Source organism: Streptomyces sp. SAS_270, assembly GCF_052543295.1.
In genome coordinates this window covers 27,953-45,240 of record NZ_JBMNDS010000030.1, presented here as the reverse complement: position 1 = coordinate 45,240, position 17,288 = coordinate 27,953, and the positions used below count along the sequence as shown (strand labels likewise).

At 71.1% G+C, this 17,288-nt stretch carries 20 protein-coding genes; 10 read left to right on the top strand and 10 right to left on the bottom strand.

Features of this window, described 5'->3' with window-relative positions; translation table 11 throughout:
• Positions 1 to 107: 107 nt before the first annotated feature.
• Positions 108 to 1,346 carry an MFS transporter gene (locus ACN6LB_RS21365; RefSeq protein WP_445027337.1) on the top strand — a complete coding sequence of 413 codons (1,239 nt, stop codon included), beginning with the start codon at positions 108 to 110 and terminating at the stop codon, positions 1,344 to 1,346.
• A 60-nt stretch (positions 1,347 to 1,406) separates the two neighbouring features.
• Here ACN6LB_RS21365 and ACN6LB_RS21360 read toward each other — a convergent pair whose 3' ends face one another.
• Positions 1,407 to 1,769, bottom strand: a complete 363-nt coding sequence (locus tag ACN6LB_RS21360; RefSeq protein WP_445027310.1) for a cupin domain-containing protein — start codon at positions 1,767 to 1,769, stop codon at positions 1,407 to 1,409.
• Between the two features lie 316 nt (positions 1,770 to 2,085).
• Complete coding sequence (locus ACN6LB_RS21355) at positions 2,086 to 2,514, bottom strand: VOC family protein (RefSeq protein ID WP_445027309.1); 429 nt, start codon at positions 2,512 to 2,514, stop codon at positions 2,086 to 2,088.
• Between the two features lie 98 nt (positions 2,515 to 2,612).
• On the opposite strand from ACN6LB_RS21355, the gene ACN6LB_RS21350 reads away from it, so the two are divergent.
• Complete coding sequence (locus tag ACN6LB_RS21350) at positions 2,613 to 3,518, top strand: pseudouridine-5'-phosphate glycosidase (protein WP_445027308.1); 906 nt, start codon at positions 2,613 to 2,615, stop codon at positions 3,516 to 3,518.
• Positions 3,515 to 4,477: a carbohydrate kinase family protein gene (locus ACN6LB_RS21345; RefSeq protein ID WP_445027307.1), complete on the top strand. Its 963-nt coding sequence runs from the start codon at positions 3,515 to 3,517 to the stop codon at positions 4,475 to 4,477. The genes ACN6LB_RS21350 and ACN6LB_RS21345 overlap by 4 nt, the downstream gene beginning before the upstream one ends.
• Before the next feature lie 27 nt (positions 4,478 to 4,504).
• On the opposite strand, the gene ACN6LB_RS21340 is transcribed toward ACN6LB_RS21345, so the two are convergent.
• Complete coding sequence (locus tag ACN6LB_RS21340; protein ID WP_445027306.1) at positions 4,505 to 5,299, bottom strand: methyltransferase domain-containing protein; 795 nt, start codon at positions 5,297 to 5,299, stop codon at positions 4,505 to 4,507.
• A gap of 226 nt (positions 5,300 to 5,525) precedes the next feature.
• Between ACN6LB_RS21340 and corA the strand changes: the two genes are divergently transcribed.
• Positions 5,526 to 6,653: a magnesium/cobalt transporter CorA gene (gene corA, locus ACN6LB_RS21335; protein ID WP_445027305.1), complete on the top strand. Its 1,128-nt coding sequence runs from the start codon at positions 5,526 to 5,528 to the stop codon at positions 6,651 to 6,653.
• Positions 6,654 to 6,740: 87 nt separating this feature from the next.
• Here the strand turns inward: corA and ACN6LB_RS21330 are convergent, their stop codons facing one another.
• The 3 genes from ACN6LB_RS21330 to ACN6LB_RS21320 all read right to left on the bottom strand — a co-directional run bounded on the left by ACN6LB_RS21330 (position 6,741) and on the right by ACN6LB_RS21320 (position 8,466).
• Positions 6,741 to 7,169, bottom strand: a complete 429-nt coding sequence (locus ACN6LB_RS21330) for a CBS domain-containing protein (RefSeq protein WP_356138002.1) — start codon at positions 7,167 to 7,169, stop codon at positions 6,741 to 6,743.
• A 209-nt stretch (positions 7,170 to 7,378) separates the two neighbouring features.
• Entirely contained in the window at positions 7,379 to 7,774 is a 396-nt protein-coding gene (locus tag ACN6LB_RS21325; protein ID WP_356138004.1) for a PPOX class F420-dependent oxidoreductase, read from the bottom strand.
• Positions 7,775 to 7,815: 41 nt separating this feature from the next.
• Positions 7,816 to 8,466, bottom strand: a complete 651-nt coding sequence (locus ACN6LB_RS21320) for a uridine kinase (RefSeq protein ID WP_445027304.1) — start codon at positions 8,464 to 8,466, stop codon at positions 7,816 to 7,818.
• A 143-nt stretch (positions 8,467 to 8,609) separates the two neighbouring features.
• On the opposite strand from ACN6LB_RS21320, the gene ACN6LB_RS21315 reads away from it, so the two are divergent.
• From ACN6LB_RS21315 to ACN6LB_RS21305, 3 genes are all read left to right on the top strand, one after another.
• Positions 8,610 to 9,323 (top strand): DUF2293 domain-containing protein, encoded by a 714-nt coding sequence (locus ACN6LB_RS21315; protein WP_445027303.1) that lies wholly within the window; start codon positions 8,610 to 8,612, stop codon positions 9,321 to 9,323.
• Between the two features lie 131 nt (positions 9,324 to 9,454).
• Entirely contained in the window at positions 9,455 to 9,934 is a 480-nt protein-coding gene (locus ACN6LB_RS21310) for an anthrone oxygenase family protein (RefSeq protein WP_356138010.1), read from the top strand.
• Positions 9,935 to 10,077: 143 nt separating this feature from the next.
• Complete coding sequence (locus tag ACN6LB_RS21305; RefSeq protein WP_445027302.1) at positions 10,078 to 11,565, top strand: glutamate synthase subunit beta; 1,488 nt, start codon at positions 10,078 to 10,080, stop codon at positions 11,563 to 11,565.
• Positions 11,566 to 11,607: 42 nt separating this feature from the next.
• On the opposite strand, the gene ACN6LB_RS21300 is transcribed toward ACN6LB_RS21305, so the two are convergent.
• Complete coding sequence (locus ACN6LB_RS21300; protein ID WP_445027301.1) at positions 11,608 to 12,159, bottom strand: carboxymuconolactone decarboxylase family protein; 552 nt, start codon at positions 12,157 to 12,159, stop codon at positions 11,608 to 11,610.
• 41 nt (positions 12,160 to 12,200) lie between these two features.
• Between ACN6LB_RS21300 and pdxR the strand changes: the two genes are divergently transcribed.
• Positions 12,201 to 13,625 carry a MocR-like pyridoxine biosynthesis transcription factor PdxR gene (gene pdxR / locus ACN6LB_RS21295; RefSeq protein WP_445027300.1) on the top strand — a complete coding sequence of 475 codons (1,425 nt, stop codon included), beginning with the start codon at positions 12,201 to 12,203 and terminating at the stop codon, positions 13,623 to 13,625.
• A 34-nt stretch (positions 13,626 to 13,659) separates the two neighbouring features.
• On the opposite strand, the gene ACN6LB_RS21290 is transcribed toward pdxR, so the two are convergent.
• The 3 genes from ACN6LB_RS21290 to ACN6LB_RS21280 form a co-directional block, all read right to left on the bottom strand.
• Positions 13,660 to 14,463: an SAM-dependent methyltransferase gene (locus ACN6LB_RS21290; protein WP_356138018.1), complete on the bottom strand. Its 804-nt coding sequence runs from the start codon at positions 14,461 to 14,463 to the stop codon at positions 13,660 to 13,662.
• A 141-nt stretch (positions 14,464 to 14,604) separates the two neighbouring features.
• Positions 14,605 to 14,820, bottom strand: coding sequence for a DUF397 domain-containing protein (locus ACN6LB_RS21285; protein ID WP_356138050.1), 216 nt, complete (start codon positions 14,818 to 14,820; stop codon positions 14,605 to 14,607).
• Between the two features lie 102 nt (positions 14,821 to 14,922).
• Positions 14,923 to 15,783: a helix-turn-helix domain-containing protein gene (locus ACN6LB_RS21280; RefSeq protein WP_445027299.1), complete on the bottom strand. Its 861-nt coding sequence runs from the start codon at positions 15,781 to 15,783 to the stop codon at positions 14,923 to 14,925.
• 189 nt (positions 15,784 to 15,972) lie between these two features.
• Here ACN6LB_RS21280 and ACN6LB_RS21275 point away from each other — a divergent pair, with 189 nt between their 5' ends.
• Positions 15,973 to 16,716 (top strand): ATP-binding protein, encoded by a 744-nt coding sequence (locus ACN6LB_RS21275; protein ID WP_445027298.1) that lies wholly within the window; start codon positions 15,973 to 15,975, stop codon positions 16,714 to 16,716.
• 71 nt (positions 16,717 to 16,787) lie between these two features.
• The gene (locus tag ACN6LB_RS21270) at positions 16,788 to 17,222 is read left to right on the top strand and encodes a hypothetical protein (RefSeq protein WP_445027297.1); all 435 of its coding nucleotides are present in this window, start codon (positions 16,788 to 16,790) and stop codon (positions 17,220 to 17,222) included.
• Positions 17,223 to 17,288 lie beyond the last annotated feature (66 nt).

Sequence of the window (17,288 nt, the reverse complement as noted above, 5' to 3'; positions counted from 1 at the left end):
TCGCCTCTGCGGGGAGCGCCTGTGCCTGACTGTTGGCTCGTGTCCGAGTGTCCAGCTCCGTACGTTCCCGGATCCTCGGCGTGACCGCCGTCGAGCGGCAGACCGGCATGCCTGTCGACGCGGAGGGGATACCCGCGCTGCGCCGCCGTATCACCGCCGTGCTGATCGCCGGCCAGATCCTCGGCGGGCTCGGTGTCGCCACCGGGATCGCGCTCGCCACCGTCCTGGCCAAGCAGGTCAGCGGCACCGAGTCGCTGTCCGGGCTCGCGCCCACGGCGACCGTCACCGGTACGGCGGTGCTCTCGGTACCGCTGGCCGCGCTGATGACGGCGCGGGGCCGTCGGCCCGGGCTCGTGCTGGCGTATCTCATCGGCGCGGCGGGGGCGGGTGTCGTCGTGCTCGCCGCGAGCATCGGGAACTTTCCGCTGATGCTGCTCGGCCTGGCCGGATTCGGCGCGGCCTCCTCGGCGAACCTGCAGTCGCGCTTCGCGGCCGCCGATCTGGCCGAGCCGGAGCGGCGGGCCCGGGCCATCTCGAACGTGGTGTGGGCCACCACCATCGGGGCGGTGCTGGGACCCAACATCGCCGCGCCCGCGGGGCGCAGCGTCTCCGGCCTCGGCATACCCGAGGCGGCGGGCCCGTTCCTGTGGGCGGCCGGGGTCTTCCTCCTCTCGGCGCTCCTGGTCGCCGTACTGCTGCGCCCCGATCCCCTGCTGACCGCCCGCGCCCTCGCGCCGGCCGAGGAGCAGTCCGCCGAGGCGCGCTCCATCCGGGCCGGTTTCGCCGCCGTCGCCGCCTCGCCGCGGGCCCGGCTGGCGCTGGTGACGGTGGCCGTCTCGCACACGGCCATGGTCTCGATCATGTCGATGACGCCGGTCGATCTCGGGCACCACGGGGCGAGCATCGACCTGATCGGACTGGTCATCAGCGTGCACATCGCGGGCATGTACGCGTTCTCGCCGCTCATGGGCCGCCTCTCGGACCGGCTCGGCCGGCTTTCCGGGATCGGCCTGGCGGTGGGGCTGCTGGCCTGCGCCGCGCTGCTCGCCGGCACGGCGCAGGGCAGCCACGGGCAGACCGCTGCGGGGCTCTTCGTCCTCGGCCTGGGCTGGTCGTCCGGGCTGGTGTCGGGCTCCGCGCTGCTCACGGACTCCGTGCCCCGGCCCGCGCGGGCCGCCGCGCAAGGGCTGTCCGACCTGACGATGAACACGGCGGCCGGTCTCGGTGGAGCGACCGCCGGTCTCGTCGTCGCGCAGGCGAGCTACGGCTGGCTGAACCTCGTCGCCGCGTGCCTGCTGGTGCCGCTGGGCGGCCTGGCGCTGTTCACTCGGCTCACGAAGGCTTGAGCAGCCGCAGAGGCCGGCAGGACCCAAGAAGCCGACAAGACCCAAGAAGGCGACGAGTCCTCAGAGGCTGATGTGGTACGCCTTGCGGAGCGTCTCGTGCACGGTCCAGGTCGTACGGTCGCCCTCACGCAGGATCGCCACGTCGCCGGGGCCCAGCTCCAGCGTGTCACCGTCCACGACGTCGACCGTGGCGCGGCCGCTGACGACCACGAAGAGCTCGTTGGCCTCCGTGTCGGTCACCACGCCCGGCGTGATCTGCCAGATGCCGCGCAGCTGCTTTCCGTCGGCGGACTCCCACAGCACCTTGCCCGTCACGACCGGGTCGCCGGAGACGATCTGGGCCGGGTCCAGCGGCTCCGGTTCCAGCTCGGCATCCGGGATGTGCACGGCGAAGGACGGGGTGGCCTGGGTGTTCGTCGTCATGGGCGGTCACCTTAGCCGGGCGTGGGCAGCCTGCCGGGGCCGGGGCGCCGGGCCTGCCCGGCAGCGGGGGGCAGCGGCGCCGGCAACGCGTCCTCGCGCGGAGGGTGGCCGGAAACCACGGGCGGCAGCAGACTCCGCCCTGCGCACAGTCACTGGCATCCGCGACACGGAGCCACGCCGAGTTCGACCAAGTCGCCGGCCGCGAGTACGTCCTCGACCCGCACGGGCGCTGAACGGCGCACGGCCGGTCTGACGGCCTGAGGAGGAGGGAAAAGGGTGTCCCGCGCGCGGGACACCCTTTTCTCATACCGAAGAGTCATTCATAGTGCCGGGCTTCGAAGACGTTCCCGTCCGGGTCTCGGAAGTAGAAGCTGCGCTTGGCCTTTCCGCGGGCGCCGAAGGAGTCGTAGGTGAGGTCCGAGACGGGGATGTCCCGTTCCTCCAGGCGGGCGCGCAGGGCGTCGAAGTCGTCTTCCCGCAGGGACAGGCACACGTGGTTGACCGGGTGGCCCGCGCTGTCGGCGGCCCCTGGAACCATGGTCATGCGCTCCGCCATCGATAGGGGCGCGAGGTCGAAGATGGTCTCCTCGTTGAGGCGCACGGAAGGGAACGACGCCTTCCCCGCGGCGAATTCGGTCACCCGCATGGGCTCCAGGCCGACCGCCTTCTCATAGAAGTCGGCTGCGGCGACCGGGTCGCGCACCCAGAGGACGACGTGGTCGAGACGTGCGCTGTTGTCCGTCATGTCCCCAGGCTGGTGTCGTACGTCGCGGGCCGCAAGGGTTTGACGGGGCGCGCCGCCCGCCAGAGATGAGGGAAGACCCGGCGACAGGAGGCAGGCGCGTGTTCGTGGTGTCCGAAGAGGTGCGGGAGGCGCTCGACGCGCGTCGACCCGTGGTGGCCCTGGAGTCGACGATCATCGCGCACGGCCTGCCGCGCCCGCGCAATCTCCAGGTCGCGCTGGAGCTGGAGGATGCCGTACGGCAGGAGGGCGCCGTACCGGCGACGATCGCCGTGCTCGACGGGCACCCCCATGTCGGGCTGGACAAGGAGCAGTTGGAGAGGGTCGCGAACGAGGACGGGATCCGCAAGCTCGGGCACCGCGATCTGCCGCTCGCGGTGGCGGCGGGCGCGAGCGGGGCGACGACCGTGTCCGCGACGGCACTGCTGGCAGCCCACGCGGGCGTACGCGTGTTCGCGACGGGCGGGCTCGGCGGGGTGCACCGGGAGTGGACGGCGACCCAGGACGAGTCGGCCGACCTGGGCCTGCTCGCACGCACCCGGATCACGGTGGTGTGCGCGGGCGTCAAGTCGATCCTGGACGTGCCCGCGACCCTGCAGCGCCTGGAGACGCTGGGCGTGGCGGTCGCCGGATACGGCACGGGGCGCTTCCCCGGCTTCTATCTGTCCGACTCGGGCCATCCCGTGGACTGGACGCTGGACTCCCCCGGGCAGGTGGCGGAGGTCATGCGCGCCCAGGACGCACTGCGCGGACCGGAGTCGGCGCTCATCGTCGCCAACCCCGTGCCCGAGGAGGAACAGCTCGACCCCGATCTCCACGCGCGCGTGCTCGCCGACGCGCTGCAGGCGTGCGAGGCGGAGGGGGTGACCGGGCAGGCCGTGACGCCGTTCCTGCTCGACTACCTGGTGCGGCACACCGACGGGGCCTCACTGAGCGCCAATCTGGCGGCCGTACGCGGCAACGTTCGGCTGGCGGGGCGGATCGCGGCGGCCTGGGCCGGGGCGTGACCGGGCCGGATCCCGGGACCGCGGTCCCTGGTGCGAGCGCGCCCGGCGGGGCACTGCTCGTCGTCGGTGACGTGGTCACGGACATCGTCGCCCGGCACCACGGCCCGCTCGCAACGGGCACCGACACGGTTGCCGCTGTCCGGACCCTGCCGGGCGGGGCGGGCGCCAACGTCGCGTGCTGGGCGGCGTACGGGGGCTGCGCGGACGTGCGGATGCTCGGGCGGGTGGGCGCGGACGCGGTCGCCTGGCACGAGGGGGAGCTGACGGACTGCGGTGTACGACCGATCCTCGTCGTCGATCCCGAGGCGCCGACGGGGACGGTGATCTGTCTGGTGGACACGGGCGCCTTTGCCGAGCGCACGTTCCTCACGGACAGCGGCGCCTCGCTTCGGCTGGACCCCGGTGACTGGTCGCCGGCGCTGCTCGACGGCGTGGCACGGCTGCATCTGTCGGGCTACCTGTTCTTCTCCGATCCGGGCAGGGCGCTGGTGACGGTGGCTCTGGAGGCGGCACGCGCGCGTGGCATCCCGGTGAGTCTGGATCCGGCGTCCGCGGGGTTCCTCGCCGAGTTGGGCGTGGACCGTTTCCTGGAGCTCGCGGAGGGCGTCGACGTCCTGCTGCCCAGCTGCGACGAGGCCATCCTGCTGACCGGGCTGCCCGACCCGGCGGACGCGGCGGCCAAGTTGAGCCGCCAGGTCCCGCTGGTCGTCACCAAGCTGGGCGGCGAGGGAGCCCTGGTGGCACGCGGCGGGTCCGTGCGGGCCCACGTGCCGGCGGCGCCCGCGACACCGCACGACACCACCGGCGCCGGCGACGCCTTCACCGGAGCGTTCCTCGCGGCCCTCCTCGCAGGCGCGGAGCCGGAACGGGCGGCCGCGGAGGGGTGCCGGGCCGGGGCGCGGGCGGTGGAGAAGGTGGGCGGGCGGCCTCCGGCGCGTGACCGGCCCGGGGCGGGCTGACCTCGGCCCCCTTCACAGACCCCACGCCTACCGCTTGCGACCCCACACCGAGATCATCGGGGCGGTTGCCAGGTCCATGGAGCCGGAGGCCACGTTGGCCAGGTGGCGGTCGATGTCCTGGTTCGTGGCGAGGCCCGCGCTGACGAGCTGGTCGCGGATCTGACGGATCGTCGCGGATTCCAGGGCGGTGCAGGCGGGCGAGGCGACGGGGAAGTACGCGTCGGCCTCCACTCCGCTCAGACCGGCCTCACGCAGCAGACGCGGGAGTTTGCGCCCGTAGGAGAGGTCGGCACCGCGCTCCGCGAGCAGGCTGCGGAAGCCCTGGCGCAGCCGGTTCGCGAGCTGTTGCTCGGGACCGTACTCGTCGGGGCAGAGCAGCGGTTGCAGGGCGGGGTCGGCGTCCTCGACGAGCAGTCGTCCGCCGGGCCGCAGGGCCTTGATCATCGACCGCAACGCCCGCTCCCGGTCCGGCACGTGCACCAGGACGAGCCGGGCATGGACGAGGTCGAAGCCCTCCCCCGGCGGTTCCTCGGCGCCCACGTCGTGGACGCGCACCTCGACCGGTGGCCGCGCCGCGGAGGCCGCCCACGAGGTGTCGATGTCGGTGGCGATGACCCGTCCGGTCGGGCCGACCTTCTTGGCGAGCCAGGACACCACGGACGTCCCGCCTGCGCCGACCTCCCAGCAGCGCCAGCCGGACCCGATACCGAAGCGCTCCAGGTGACGGAACGTCGTGGGGTCGAAGAGAGTGGCGAAGGCGTCGAAACGCCTTCCCGCCTCGGTCTGTCGGTTGTCGAGGAGATACCCGTCGCTTCGCGTCATGCCGAGATCATCCCAGTTGACCGCCTTGTCGTGAATCGTCGACGCTCCGTGGCTCCCCTCACAACCCGCCGGGTGGCCCGCTCCCGCGGACGGAAGGAAACGACAACCAAGAACCGGACCGGAACGCTCCGTTCCCACAGGCTTTTCCGGGGATCGTTTCGGACTGGCAGACTGGCTCGCCAAGGCGCAACGTGCGGCGCAAGGAGATCCACGCGAGGAGATCCAGATGTCCATGGCAGGGAATCTGCGGAAGGTCACCAGTCTCGGGAGGGTCGGTGGCCTGCGCAAGGTGGCACGGCTGACCCGGCGGCGCGACCGCGTGGACCTCAGCCACCCCGCCCGCTCCCCGCTGGGCTCCGCGGTGGTCAACTGCGTGGCGTACCAGGACGGGGCCAGAGTCCCCGGCGGCCGCGATCTCGTGGACACCGTGGAGCGGATCCGCAAGCACGACGAGGGGTTCGTCTGGCTCGGGCTGCACGAACCGACGCAGAAGGAGTTCGCCGGCATCGCCGAGCTCTTCGATCTGCATCCGCTCGCCGTCGAGGACTCCGTGGACGCCCATCAGCGCCCGAAGGTGGAGCGGTACGGCGACACGCTGTTCGCGGTGTTCAAAACGGTCTGCTACGTAGAGCACAAGGAACTGACGGCGACCAGCGAGGTGGTCAACACCGGCGAGATCATGGTCTTCGTCGGCCGCGACTTCGTCATCACGGTGCGGCACGGAATGCACGGTTCGCTGGGGCCGCTGCGCGAGGAGCTGGAAGCCGACGCCAACCAGCTCGCCAAGGGGCCGGCCGCGGTGCTGCACGCGATCGCGGACCATGTCGTCGACGACTACCTGACCGTCACGGACGCGGTGCAGGAGGACATCGACCAGGTCGAGACCGATGTGTTCGCGGAGAACGGCGCACGCGCCGACCCGGGCCGGATCTACCAGCTCAAGCGTGAACTCCTGGAACTCAAGCGGGCCGTGGTCCCGCTCGGCCGCCCGGTCCTGGATCTCGCCACCCGACCGATCCGGGTGGTCGACCCGGAGATACAGGCGTACTTCCGGGACGTCTCCGACCATCTGCTGCGGGTCACCGAGCAGATCGCCGCCTTCGACGAACTGCTCAACTCGATCCTGCAGGCGCACCTCGCGCAGGTGACGGTGTCGCAGAACGAGGACATGCGGAAGATCACGGCATGGGCCGCCGTCATCGCCGTACCGACGATGGTCTGCGGGGTGTACGGCATGAACTTCGACAACATGCCGGAACTGCACTGGCGGTTCGGCTACCCCATAGTCATCGGCGTGATCAGCATCGCCTGTCTCGTCCTGTACCGGGGGTTCCGGCGCAACGGCTGGCTGTGAGGGGTACGACGCGACCCCTCGCCCGGCACGGTCGGTGAAGCCGGCAGGGCAAGGGCCCGCGGTCTGCTGTCGGGGTCCGGATCTGGGTCAGCGTGTCGCGCTCTTCGCGTAGACGCTCTCGACCCAGGCGGCGAGCTGGTCGTCCGTCAGGTGCTGGGCGAGGTCGGCCTCGCTGATCATGCCGACCAGACGCTTGTTCTCGATCACCGGAAGCCGGCGGATCTGGTGCCCCTTCATCTCCTGGAGCACCTCGCCGACATCGGCGTTCGACTCGATCCAGCGCGGTGTGCCCTGAGCCATCTCGCCGGCGGTGATACGCGCCGGGTCATGGCCCATGGCCACGCAGCCGACGACGATGTCGCGGTCCGTGAGGATGCCGCAGAGCCGTTCGTTCTCGTCGCTGATGGGCAGGGCGCCCACGTTCAGCTCGCGCATCAGCTGCGCTGCGCGGTCCAGGGTCTCGCTGGCGGGGATCCACTGGGCGCCGCGGTGCATGATGTCTCCGGCGGTGGTCATGAAGTACCTCCCGATGCCGGACGGCCGGCGCGGTGCGGAACGCTCCGCTAGTCCCGGCGCCCTACATTCTCGGCGCGCATCCGGGGATGCGCACCCGGAAGTCGACGGTTTCGGACGATTGCCCAGCACCTTCCGAGCCCGCAGGCCGGGCGCCGCCCGGGCCCGGGCACCCGGCACCACCCGAGCCCGGACACCCCGCACCGCCGGGCTCAGACCGCGAAACCGACGATCTTCTGCGGGACCACGCGGATGATCACGCGGACCTCGTCGTCGTTCTCCGCCGGGGGGTCGATACCGAGGTACTTGTGCGAGAGCTCGTGGGGCAGACGCTTGGCGTCGTCGGGGAGGATCTCGGCGGTGCCACGGATCTCCACCGAGGTGTAGGGGTTGGCGAGGTCGAAGACGGAGACGCTGATGCGGGGGTCGCGCTGGAGGTTGCGCACTTTTTGACGGCCGGCGGTCGAGGAGAAGAGGACGGTGTCGCCCTCGCGTTTGATCCAGACCACCGAGTTCTGGGGAGAGCCGGTGGGGCCGAGAGTGGCGACGCTGGCGAAGTTCTTGGCATCGAGGAGGGAACGGACCGATTCGTCAAAGGAGATGGTCATGCCTCGCAGCATAACTATATGCGCGTGCATATAAAAGGGGTTCAGGTGGAGAGGGGCTTCCACGCGGGATGGCGGGGGTCGTCGGCCCGCACCAGGACGTCGGCCGCGGCGGCCGGGTCCGCCTCCGTCACGTAGCGCTCGAAGGCGGGGAGGGTCCAGTGCTCGGCCTCGGGGGTGCGGCGACGAAGGGCGCCCGGGGACAGGAGGAGGTGGACGCTCAGATCGAAGGGAAACCAGTGACGCAGGAGGAGGGGGCCGTGCATCAACAGGATACCGCTGGGCGGGAGTTGGGCGTAGGGACTGCGGGTGGCGCGGTCGGTCGACGGGTCCCACAGGTCGGGCAGGACGCGGCCGTCGCCACCTGGTTCGAGGGGGCCGAAGACCTCGCGCCAGAGGGCACCGGTGTCGAGCCAACCGTCGTAATACGCCTCCACGTCCCGATGCCCGTACTCGAACCGCAGCGAAGCCGGGCGCAGGAAGCCCTCCGCGCCGACGACGAGCGAGGACCGGCCGCGTATGCGCAGCGCCTCGGACACCCGGTGCGCGAGGTCGCCGGGGCGGGCGGCCGGGGCGCCGTCGAAGGCGACGCGCGGCCAGGGGCTGCCGTCGTCCGGTTTCAGGTCGAGCAGCCGGTCGGCGAGCTGGTCGCCGAGCCGTTCCCAGGTGATCGCTTCGAGTCGCACAGGACCCATGATGCCGCGATCAGTACGCGTTCCCTTGAGCCTGGCGAGGAGCGGCGAGAGCTGCGGGGCGCTCCAGGCGTCCTGAAGAAGGCGAGTGGCGTCACGCCGGGCGTCGACGTGGACCCAGGGGCGGACCGGGGAATGAACCTGTCATGGCACGACTTCCAACTCCCCCGCCCATCAGCGGGCTTCTCGTCTTCCAGCCCCTCAAGCGGCGGCACTGTCTGGAGTGCCGTGGTGGGCCGCTGGCACTGCTGGTGCTGGAGAGCGGGTCGCCGCGCTGCCTCGACTGTGCCGACCTCGGGCATCTGGTGTTCCTGCCGCGGGGCGACACCGCCCTGACGCGGAGGTCGCGGGAGGGCAGTGCGCTGTCGGCGGTGGTGGTGCGGTTCAACCGGCGGCGGAGTCGGTACGAGCGGCAGGGCGTGCTCGTCGAGGAGGCGGCGCTCGCCCGGGCCGAGGAGCGGTGCCTGGCGGACGCGGAGGCGCGGCGCCGACGTCGGGCGCGGGACGCGCGGCGGCGGGCCGATGAGGACGTGCGGTTCACGGACGCGTTCGCGCGGGAGATCCGGCGGCTGTTTCCCGGCTGTCCGGCCGACCGCGCGCAGGTGATCGCCGCTCATGCCTCGCTGCGCGGCAGCGGACGTGTCGGGCGCAGTGCCGCCGGCCGCGCCCTGTCCGCTTCGGCGGTGACCTCGGCGGTGCGGGCATCCGTACGGCACACGGACACGCCGTACGACCAGCTGCTGATGAGCGGTGTGCCGCGGTACGAGGCCCGGCGCCGGATCGCGGCCATGGTGGAGGACCGGCTGCGGGAGTGGGGAGAGGGGTACCGGTGGGGCGACGGGATCACGGCGCTCGCGTGACGGCGGCAGACGCTCGCGTATGCCCCGGCGCATCTCGGCCATGGTCACTGTCCTCGTACGGGATTTCACTTGTGGTGACGGTGTGTGCCGTGCAGGATCTTTGACTTCGGGGGATCGAAGCGGGAGTGGACATGATCGGTGGACCGTACTTCGTGCTGACGGTGTTGGGGGTGCTCGGCTGCGGGGTGGTGGCCGGGGTCTTCTGCGGGTTCTCGACGTTCGTGATGAGAGGACTCGCCGACCTGCCGCCCGCGCAGGGCGTCGCCGCCATGAACTCGATCAACACCGCCGCCGTACGTCCGGCTTTCATGCTCGTGTTCGTCGGGTCCGCCGGGCTGTGCGCGGTTCTCGGCGTGGTCACGTTCGTGCTGCTGCCGGACGAGGGAACGGTGGAACTGCTGCTGGGCAGTGTGCTGTACCTGGTCGGGTCGTTCGGGGTGACCGTCGTCGCGAACGTCCCGCGCAACGACGCGCTGCTCAAGTTGGATCCGGGCACCCCGGAAGCCGCCACGTACTGGCGCTCGTACGTGCGCGAGTGGACGATGTGGAACCACATCCGCACGATCGCGGCGGCCGCCGCGGCACTGTCCTACCTGCTCGCCCTCACCTGAGCGGCATGCCCGCCCTCACCTGAGCGGCGGGGCGCGCGGGGGCGTCGTATCGTGGCGTGAAAGGAGTGCCGCAAAAAGGCCGTGGGCCGATGCCGTCCCCCGGTGGTGCGGCCCGCACGCGCATGTTCGCAAGGGAGACGGCGATGGCCGATCCCAAGGGTTTTCTCACCACACCGCGCGAGGAGCACCCGCGTCGGCCCGTCGAGGAACGGGTGCGGGACTGGAACGAGGTGTACGTCCCCGGGGCTCTGCTGCCGATCATCAGCAAGCAGGCCGATCGCTGCATGGACTGCGGGATCCCGTTCTGCCACGATGCCTGCCCGCTGGGCAATCTGATCCCCGAGTGGAACGACCTCGTCTCGCGGGAGGACTGGCGGGCGGCGAGCGACCGGCTGCACGCAACCAACAACTTCCCCGAGTTCACGGGTCGGTTGTGTCCCGCGCCGTGCGAGGCGGGCTGTGTGCTCGCGATCAACCAGCCCGCGGTCACCATCAAGAACGTCGAGGTGGCCATCGCCGACCGCGCCTGGGCGGACGGGTTCACCCCGCCCCGCCCGCCGGACCGGCTCACCGGGCGGACCGTCGCCGTGATCGGATCGGGCCCCACCGGCCTTGCCGCGGCGCAGCAGTTGACCCGGGCCGGGCACACCGTCGCCGTGTACGAGCGGGCCGACCGGATCGGCGGGCTGCTGCGCTACGGCATCCCCGCGTTCAAGATGGAGAAACGGCACCTCGACCGGCGACTTGAGCAGATGCGGGCGGAGGGCACGAAGTTCAGGACGTCGACGGCGGTCGGCCGGGACATCGGGGCCGGCGAGCTCCGAGCACGTTACGACGCTGTCGTACTCGCCGTGGGAGCCACCGCCTGGCGTGAACTCCCCTTGGAGGGACGGGAACTGACGGGCATTCACCAGGCGATGGAGTATCTGCCGCTCGCCGACCGGGTCTGTCAGGGGGATCTTGCGGAGTCCCCGCTCTCGGCCGCAGGAAAGCACGTCGTCATCGTCGGCGGCGGCGACACCGGGGCGGACTGTCTGGGCACGGCGGTGCGCGAGGGCGCCAAGTCGGTGACACAGCTGGACATCTATCCGCTCCCGGCGGCTGAGCGCGACGAGGACACCGAGCCGTGGCCGACGTACCCGAAGGTCTACCGGCTCTCCGCCGCGCACGAGGAGGCCCGCGATCTGGAGACGGCCCCCGCGGCGGACGCGGACGCGCGGCTCTTCGCGGCGTCCACGCTCCGTTTCACCGGGGACGGGACAGGCCGTGTGAACGCACTGCACCTCGTCGAGGTGGACGACCGGCGCCGCCCGCTGCCCGGCTCGGAGCGGACGCTCCCGGCCGACCTGGTGCTGCTCGCCCTCGGCTTCTCCGGACCCGACCGCCACGACGGCCTGATCGACCAGCTCGGCCTCACCCTCGACGCTCGCGGCATGATCGCCCGCGACGCGGACTTCGCGACCAACGTCCCCGGCGTGTACGTCGCCGGGGACGCGGCCCGCGGCGCGTCCCTCGTCGTCTGGGCCATCGCCGAGGGTCGCGCGGTGGCGGCAGCGGTGGACCGCCGCCTCACGGGTGACGCCCGGCTGCCGGCGCCGATCGGACCGTACGACGGGCCGATGACGGCGTAGCCGGGCCGAAGGCCCCATGGAACTCAGCCCCTGGGCCGGCGGTCACCTGCGCTGATCCGTGCCCGCGACCTTCGCCGTGGACAGGGCGATCCGGTTCCAGGTGTTGATCGCGAACACGAGGGCCAGCACCTGGGCCAGTTCCTCGTCGTCGAAGTGGGCGGCGGCCTGCGCGTAGACGTCGTCCGGGACACCGCCGTCCGCGACCAGGGTGACCGCCTCGGTGAGGGCGAGCGCGGCGCACTCCTTCTCCGTGAAGAAGTGGCGGGCCTCGCGCCACACCGCGATCATGTGCAGTCGGTCCTCGCTCTCGCCCGCCTTGCGCGCGTCGTTGGTGTGCATGTGGAGGCAGTACGCGCAGTGGTTGAGGTGCGAGGCGCGGATCTGGATCAGTTCGACGAGGGCCGGGTCCAGGCCCTGGCGGGCCGCGGCGTCGAAGCCGATGAGGGCCCGGAAGGCCTTCGGGGCGGACTTCGCGAAGTCGAGGCGCGGTCGGCTCTCGTCGATCCTGTGCGCCGGGTGCGTTGCGTGCGCCGTGTGCGTGGTCGTTGCCTGCGCAGTAGTTGTCGTGTTCGTCGTGTTCGTCGTCATGACCATGAATCTACGGGCCGCAAAGACCACCGGTATGGTTCATTTCCATGGCTGAATCATGGGTCAATTCCGCGGAGCGGATCGGTGCCGATCTGCACCTGGAGATGGAGACGTCCGGGGCGGGCGGGCGGCGGGCCGCGCTGATCCGCGCGCTGCGCGAAGCCGTGCGCTCGGGGCGGCTCGCGCCGGGCACCCGTCTCCCGCCCTACCGCTCGCTCGCCGCCGACCTCGGCGTCGCCCGCAACACGGTCGCCGACGCGTACGCCGAGCTGGTCGCCGAGGGATGGCTGAACGCCCGGCAGGGTTCGGGTACCCGGGTCGCGGAGCGGGCGGAGCCGCCGGGCGCCGCCGCGCGCGTACGCCCCAAAGCACCTCCACGCGCGCGTGGCCCTCGGCACGACCTACGGCAGGGCACCCCGGACGCGGGGTCGTTCCCGCGTGCCGCCTGGGCGGCGTCGTACCGGCGGGCGCTTCAGCAGGCGCCCAACGAGGCCTTCGGGCCCGGCGATCCGGCCGGCCGCGCGGAGCTGCGCCATGCACTGGCCGCCTACCTGGCACGCGCGCGTGGCGTGCGCGCGAGCCCGGAGCGGATCGTGATCTGCTCGGGCTTCGCGCACGCCCTGCGCCTGCTGTTCACCAGCCCCGGCGGGGTGTTGCGCGGCCCGCTGGCCGTCGAGTCGTACGGCCTCGACTTCCACCGGGCGCTGCTGGCCGCCGCGGCCGTGACAACCGTTGCGCTACCGCTCGACGAAGACGGCGCCCAGGTGGGCGCGTTGGGCCGCGAGCGGGCCGTACTGCTCACGCCGGCACACCAGTTCCCCACCGGCGGCCCCCTGCACTCCGCACGACGCGCCGCCGTGATCGACTGGGCACGCGCGCGTGGCGGCGTGATCGTCGAGGACGACTACGACGGGGAGTTCCGCTACGACCGCAAGCCCGTCGGGGCGTTGCAAGGACTGGACCCGGAGCACGTCATCCACGTCGGGTCGGTCAGCAAGAGCCTGTCACCCGCGCTGCGGCTCGGCTGGATGGTTCTTCCGGAGCGGTACGTCGACGGGGTCCTGGCGGCCAAGGGGGAACGGGAGGCGTGGGCGAGCGCCCTCGATCAGCTGGCGTTCGCGGACTTCATCACCTCCGGGGCGTACGACCGTCATGTGCGGCGTATGCGGCAGCGGTACCGGGGCCGTCGTGACCGTCTTGTCGCCGCCCTCGCCGCGCACGCGCCGCACATCGAGGTGACAGGTATCGCGGCCGGGCTGCACGCGGTGCTGCGGCTGCCTCCGGGGACCGAGCAGTCCACGGTCAAGGCGGCGACCTGGCAGGGGATCGCGCTCGACGGGCTCGCCGAGTTCCGGCACCCGGAGGCGGTGACGTCCGCACCGGACGGGCTGGTCGTGGGCTATGCGACGCCTGCAGAGCATGCGTACGGGGCTGCGCTCGAGGCGCTGTGCGGGGTGTTGCCGCCCGGGTGAGGGCCCGGCCCGCGGCCGGCCGGGCCTGCCCGGTTCAGGGCTTGCGTCCCACCGCCCCGTACCCCGGTACGGGCCCCTCTCCCCCGTACTCGACGATCTCGCCGAGCTCCGGCTTCCAGTCGACGGCCAACACGACGCCGGGGTCGACGAGTTCAAGGCCCTTGAAGAAGCGGCCTATCCGCTCGCCGTCACGCAGCGCCAGGGTCATGCCGCGCTTGCGGTAGATCTCGGTTGCCTCCGCCCCCTTCTCGGGGTCGGTCTCGTCCGAGGCGTGCGAGAGCATCAGGTAGCTGCCGGAGGGCAGTTCGGCCAGCAGCTTCTCCACGAGTTCGTACGCGCCGTCCTCGTCCGCGATGAAGTGCAGCAGCGCGACGAGCGAGAGCGCGACGGGCTCGGTGAAGTCCAGGACCTTCTTGGCCTGTTCGATGATCGTGCCGGGTTCCCGCACGTCGGCCTGCAGGTACTCGGTGAGGCCCTCGCCCGTGCTGCGCAGCAGGGCCTCCGCGTGGGCCAGCACGATCGGGTCGTTGTCGCAGTACACGACGCGGGCGTCCGGCGCGATCTCCTGGGCGATCTGGTGGAGGTTGGGCTCGGTCGGGATGCCGGTGCCGATGTCCAGGAACTGCCGTACGCCGTTCATGGCCAGCCAGCGGGTGGCGCGGTGCATGAACGCGCGGTTGATCTGCGCCATCGCCGGGATGCGCGGTTCGAGGGCGACCAGTTGTCTGCCCATCTCCTCGTCGACGGGGTAGTTGTCCTTGCCGCCCAGGAACCAGTCGTACATCCGCGCGGGATGGGGCTTGCTCGTATCGATCTCGATGGGCGCCTGCCCGGTCATGACAGTCTCCGTAGGCTCGTGAAGTTCATGGGTTCGGGAAACCCATGAACTTCAAGAAGGCGATCAACTCACAGCAAGATTAGGCAACTTGAACAAGTTTGAACGGATCATGGAGAGAGCAGCGGCTCACAAGGGTGTGGTTCAGGACAGCAGGAAGTCCGCTTCTCCGGCCTTCGCCCCCTGGATGAACGCGGTCATCTCGCCCGGTGTGTAGATCAGTGCCGGGCCGTCGGGGTCCGCGGACTGCCGGACCGCGATGCGTCCGTCGGCGAGCTTCATCGCCTCCAGGCAGTTGCCTCCGTTGCCACCGCTCCACGGCTTGTGCCAACCCTCGCTGCCCAGCTCACGGGCAGGCATCCCGTTGTAGATCCGCACGTCGCGTCCGTTGCGTCCGTCGAGTCCGTTGACTCCGCCGGCTCCGGTGCGCCCGTTGCGTATCCGCGCCTTGATGCGTTCCATTCACAGCTCCTTGCGGAGATCCAGCAGGATCTCCTTCGTGCGATGTGCCGTGGCGGCCTGCGCCGCCATGCGGTCCATGACCTCGAGGTGGGTCGCCACCTCTGAGCGCGAGTCCAGATAGACCGCGCCGGTCAGGTACTCGCTGTAGACCATGTCCGGGAGTTCCGGCATGGCAAAGCGGAACAGCACGAAGGGCCCGTACGTACCCGGGTGCGGCCCCGCGGCGAACGGGGCGACCTGCAGGGTCACGTTGGGCAGCTTCGCGGTTTCGAGCAGTTTGTCGATCTGGGCGCGCATCACCGCCGGGCCGCCGACGGGGCGGCGCAGGGCCGTCTCGTCCATGACGACCCAGAACCGGGGTGCGCCCTCCCGAGTGAGCAGATCCTGGCGTTGCATGCGCAGCGCCACATGACGTTCGATGTCCTCGGGTCTGGTCTGGCCGATGGCACCCGACTTCAGGACACCGAGCGCGTAGTCCTCGGTCTGCAGCAGCCCGGGCACGAAGTGGGGTTCGTACGAGCGGATGAGGGCGGCCGCACCCTCCAGACTGACGTGCATCGAGAACCAGCCCGGCAGGATGTCGTGAAACCGCTGCCACCAGCCCGGCTTGTTGGCCTCCTCGGCCAGTTGGACGAAGGCCTCGGCCTCGTCGTCGGAGATGCCGTACGACCTCAGCAGGAGCTGTAGGTACGGAATTTTGAGGGAGACCTCGGCCATCTCCATGCGGCGGACCGTGGCGGGCGCGACACGCAGGATGCGGGCGGCCTCCTCCCGCTTGAGACCCGCGCGTTCCCGCAGGTCCAGCAGGCGCCGGCCGAGGACGACCTGACCGACCGTCGGCGCTGACCGCGGTTCGCTCACGTCCCACCTCCCCTGTGTCCGGACAGCCCGGGCGGCGCCGTTCGGATGCTTTTTCCTGCTTCTTCGCAGATCCCAACTGGCGCCGCTCGACGGGTTGTTGCGAGCAGTGTGCCACGCGTCCTCTCGGCGTCACATGGCACTCTGCATTTTTCATAGTGACACTTGCCAAGTGTTCACGGCGGGGCGATAGTGGCAAGCGTGACTCCGTCCGCGCCGTTAGGAACAGCCGCCGCCGAAGACCGCTCCGGTCTCCGCGCCGCCCCAGGGCCCAGCCCCGTCGCGGCCGCCGAGCGCCGGTTCCGCTTCGAGCTGGCCGCCCATCCGGGCTCCGTCGCCCGGGCCCGGCAGCTGACGCGCTCCGGACTGGCCGGGTGGGCGGTGTGCGACGACACCGTCGAAACGGCGGCCCTCGTCGTCTCCGAACTGGTCACCAACGCGATCGTGCACAGCGCCGGCGAGCATGTCGTCTGCGAGCTGCACGACGGGGACGACCTGGTACGGATCGCCGTACAGGACGAGGGATGCGCTCCGGGCGAGCCGCACCCCTCGCCGGAGCGTCCCGAGGAGGAGCACGGGAGGGGATTGCTCCTCGTCTCGGCCCTGTGCAGGGCATGGGGGGCCCAGGACACCGGGCCGGGACTGCTGGTCTGGGCGGAACTGCCGCACGCAGCGGACCGCGTTCCCTCCGGGGAACCGGTCGGCGGGGCGGTGCCGCCCGCCCGGGACCTGTCGTGTTCCGGCGACAGGTCCCGGGTGGCTTCGCAGGACGAAGCAAAACGGTCCGTTCAGGGCCGGAACCAGAACACCGACGCCCGTTCCGACCTGGGGTGGAGCGCGAAGAAGCCGCCGGCCGACGGCCGAGGCGACGGAACGGGAACGTCCTCGGGAACGGGGAGCACAGGGGTCCCCCCGATCGAGCCGAGCGAGGATTGAGGAAGGGCGTGAGGGAAACGTCGGTGCGCGCGTCAGGGTCGGGGTCCAGGTCGGGATCGGGGTCCGGATCCGTGGCCGGGTCCAGGACTGCCCAGGTCCTGTCCCTGGACACGCTGGTGCGCCTCAAGCGCGGGCAGCGGTCGTCCGGAGCGCTCAGACGACTCGTCCTGCCCGACGGTATGACGGTGCCGCTCGGCTGTGACGCGGTGGCCACGCCCGCGCACCTCGGACCGATCGTGCTGCCCCGGCTGCCGCGCGTCGGCTGTGTCTACGCCGACCGGTCGCGCTGGTGGTGGATCGTGCCCGCCGACTCCGACGTCGCCCTGGAGTGGCCGGAATCCACGCACTACGCCACGGGGGCACTCCTCCCGGACAGCCCCGGCGTTCCCGCCCTCATCCACACACCGAACGGCACCGTTCCGTACACCCCGCCGATCCCCCTCTACCTGGCACTGTGCCGGGTGACGGACACGACACCCGTCTGGTCGCGTCCGATCAGTGCGTGAGGCGCGTGCCTGTGTGTTGAGCACGCACAGGCACGCAGGGCCCCCGACCGCTCAGGCGCGTCCGCG

Coding starts and splice junctions, on each gene's coding strand:
- ACN6LB_RS21365 (WP_445027337.1), top strand. CDS start 108: ATGCCTGTCGACGCGGAGGGGATACCCGCGCTGCGCCGCCGTATCACC.
- ACN6LB_RS21360 (WP_445027310.1), bottom strand. CDS start 1,769: ATGACGACGAACACCCAGGCCACCCCGTCCTTCGCCGTGCACATCCCG.
- ACN6LB_RS21355 (WP_445027309.1), bottom strand. CDS start 2,514: ATGACGGACAACAGCGCACGTCTCGACCACGTCGTCCTCTGGGTGCGC.
- ACN6LB_RS21340 (WP_445027306.1), bottom strand. CDS start 5,299: ATGACGCGAAGCGACGGGTATCTCCTCGACAACCGACAGACCGAGGCG.
- corA (WP_445027305.1), top strand. CDS start 5,526: ATGTCCATGGCAGGGAATCTGCGGAAGGTCACCAGTCTCGGGAGGGTC.
- ACN6LB_RS21330 (WP_356138002.1), bottom strand. CDS start 7,169: ATGACCACCGCCGGAGACATCATGCACCGCGGCGCCCAGTGGATCCCC.
- ACN6LB_RS21325 (WP_356138004.1), bottom strand. CDS start 7,774: ATGACCATCTCCTTTGACGAATCGGTCCGTTCCCTCCTCGATGCCAAG.
- ACN6LB_RS21320 (WP_445027304.1), bottom strand. CDS start 8,466: ATGGGTCCTGTGCGACTCGAAGCGATCACCTGGGAACGGCTCGGCGAC.
- ACN6LB_RS21315 (WP_445027303.1), top strand. CDS start 8,610: ATGGCACGACTTCCAACTCCCCCGCCCATCAGCGGGCTTCTCGTCTTC.
- ACN6LB_RS21310 (WP_356138010.1), top strand. CDS start 9,455: ATGATCGGTGGACCGTACTTCGTGCTGACGGTGTTGGGGGTGCTCGGC.
- ACN6LB_RS21305 (WP_445027302.1), top strand. CDS start 10,078: ATGGCCGATCCCAAGGGTTTTCTCACCACACCGCGCGAGGAGCACCCG.
- ACN6LB_RS21300 (WP_445027301.1), bottom strand. CDS start 12,159: ATGGTCATGACGACGAACACGACGAACACGACAACTACTGCGCAGGCA.
- pdxR (WP_445027300.1), top strand. CDS start 12,201: ATGGCTGAATCATGGGTCAATTCCGCGGAGCGGATCGGTGCCGATCTG.
- ACN6LB_RS21290 (WP_356138018.1), bottom strand. CDS start 14,463: ATGACCGGGCAGGCGCCCATCGAGATCGATACGAGCAAGCCCCATCCC.
- ACN6LB_RS21285 (WP_356138050.1), bottom strand. CDS start 14,820: ATGCCTGCCCGTGAGCTGGGCAGCGAGGGTTGGCACAAGCCGTGGAGC.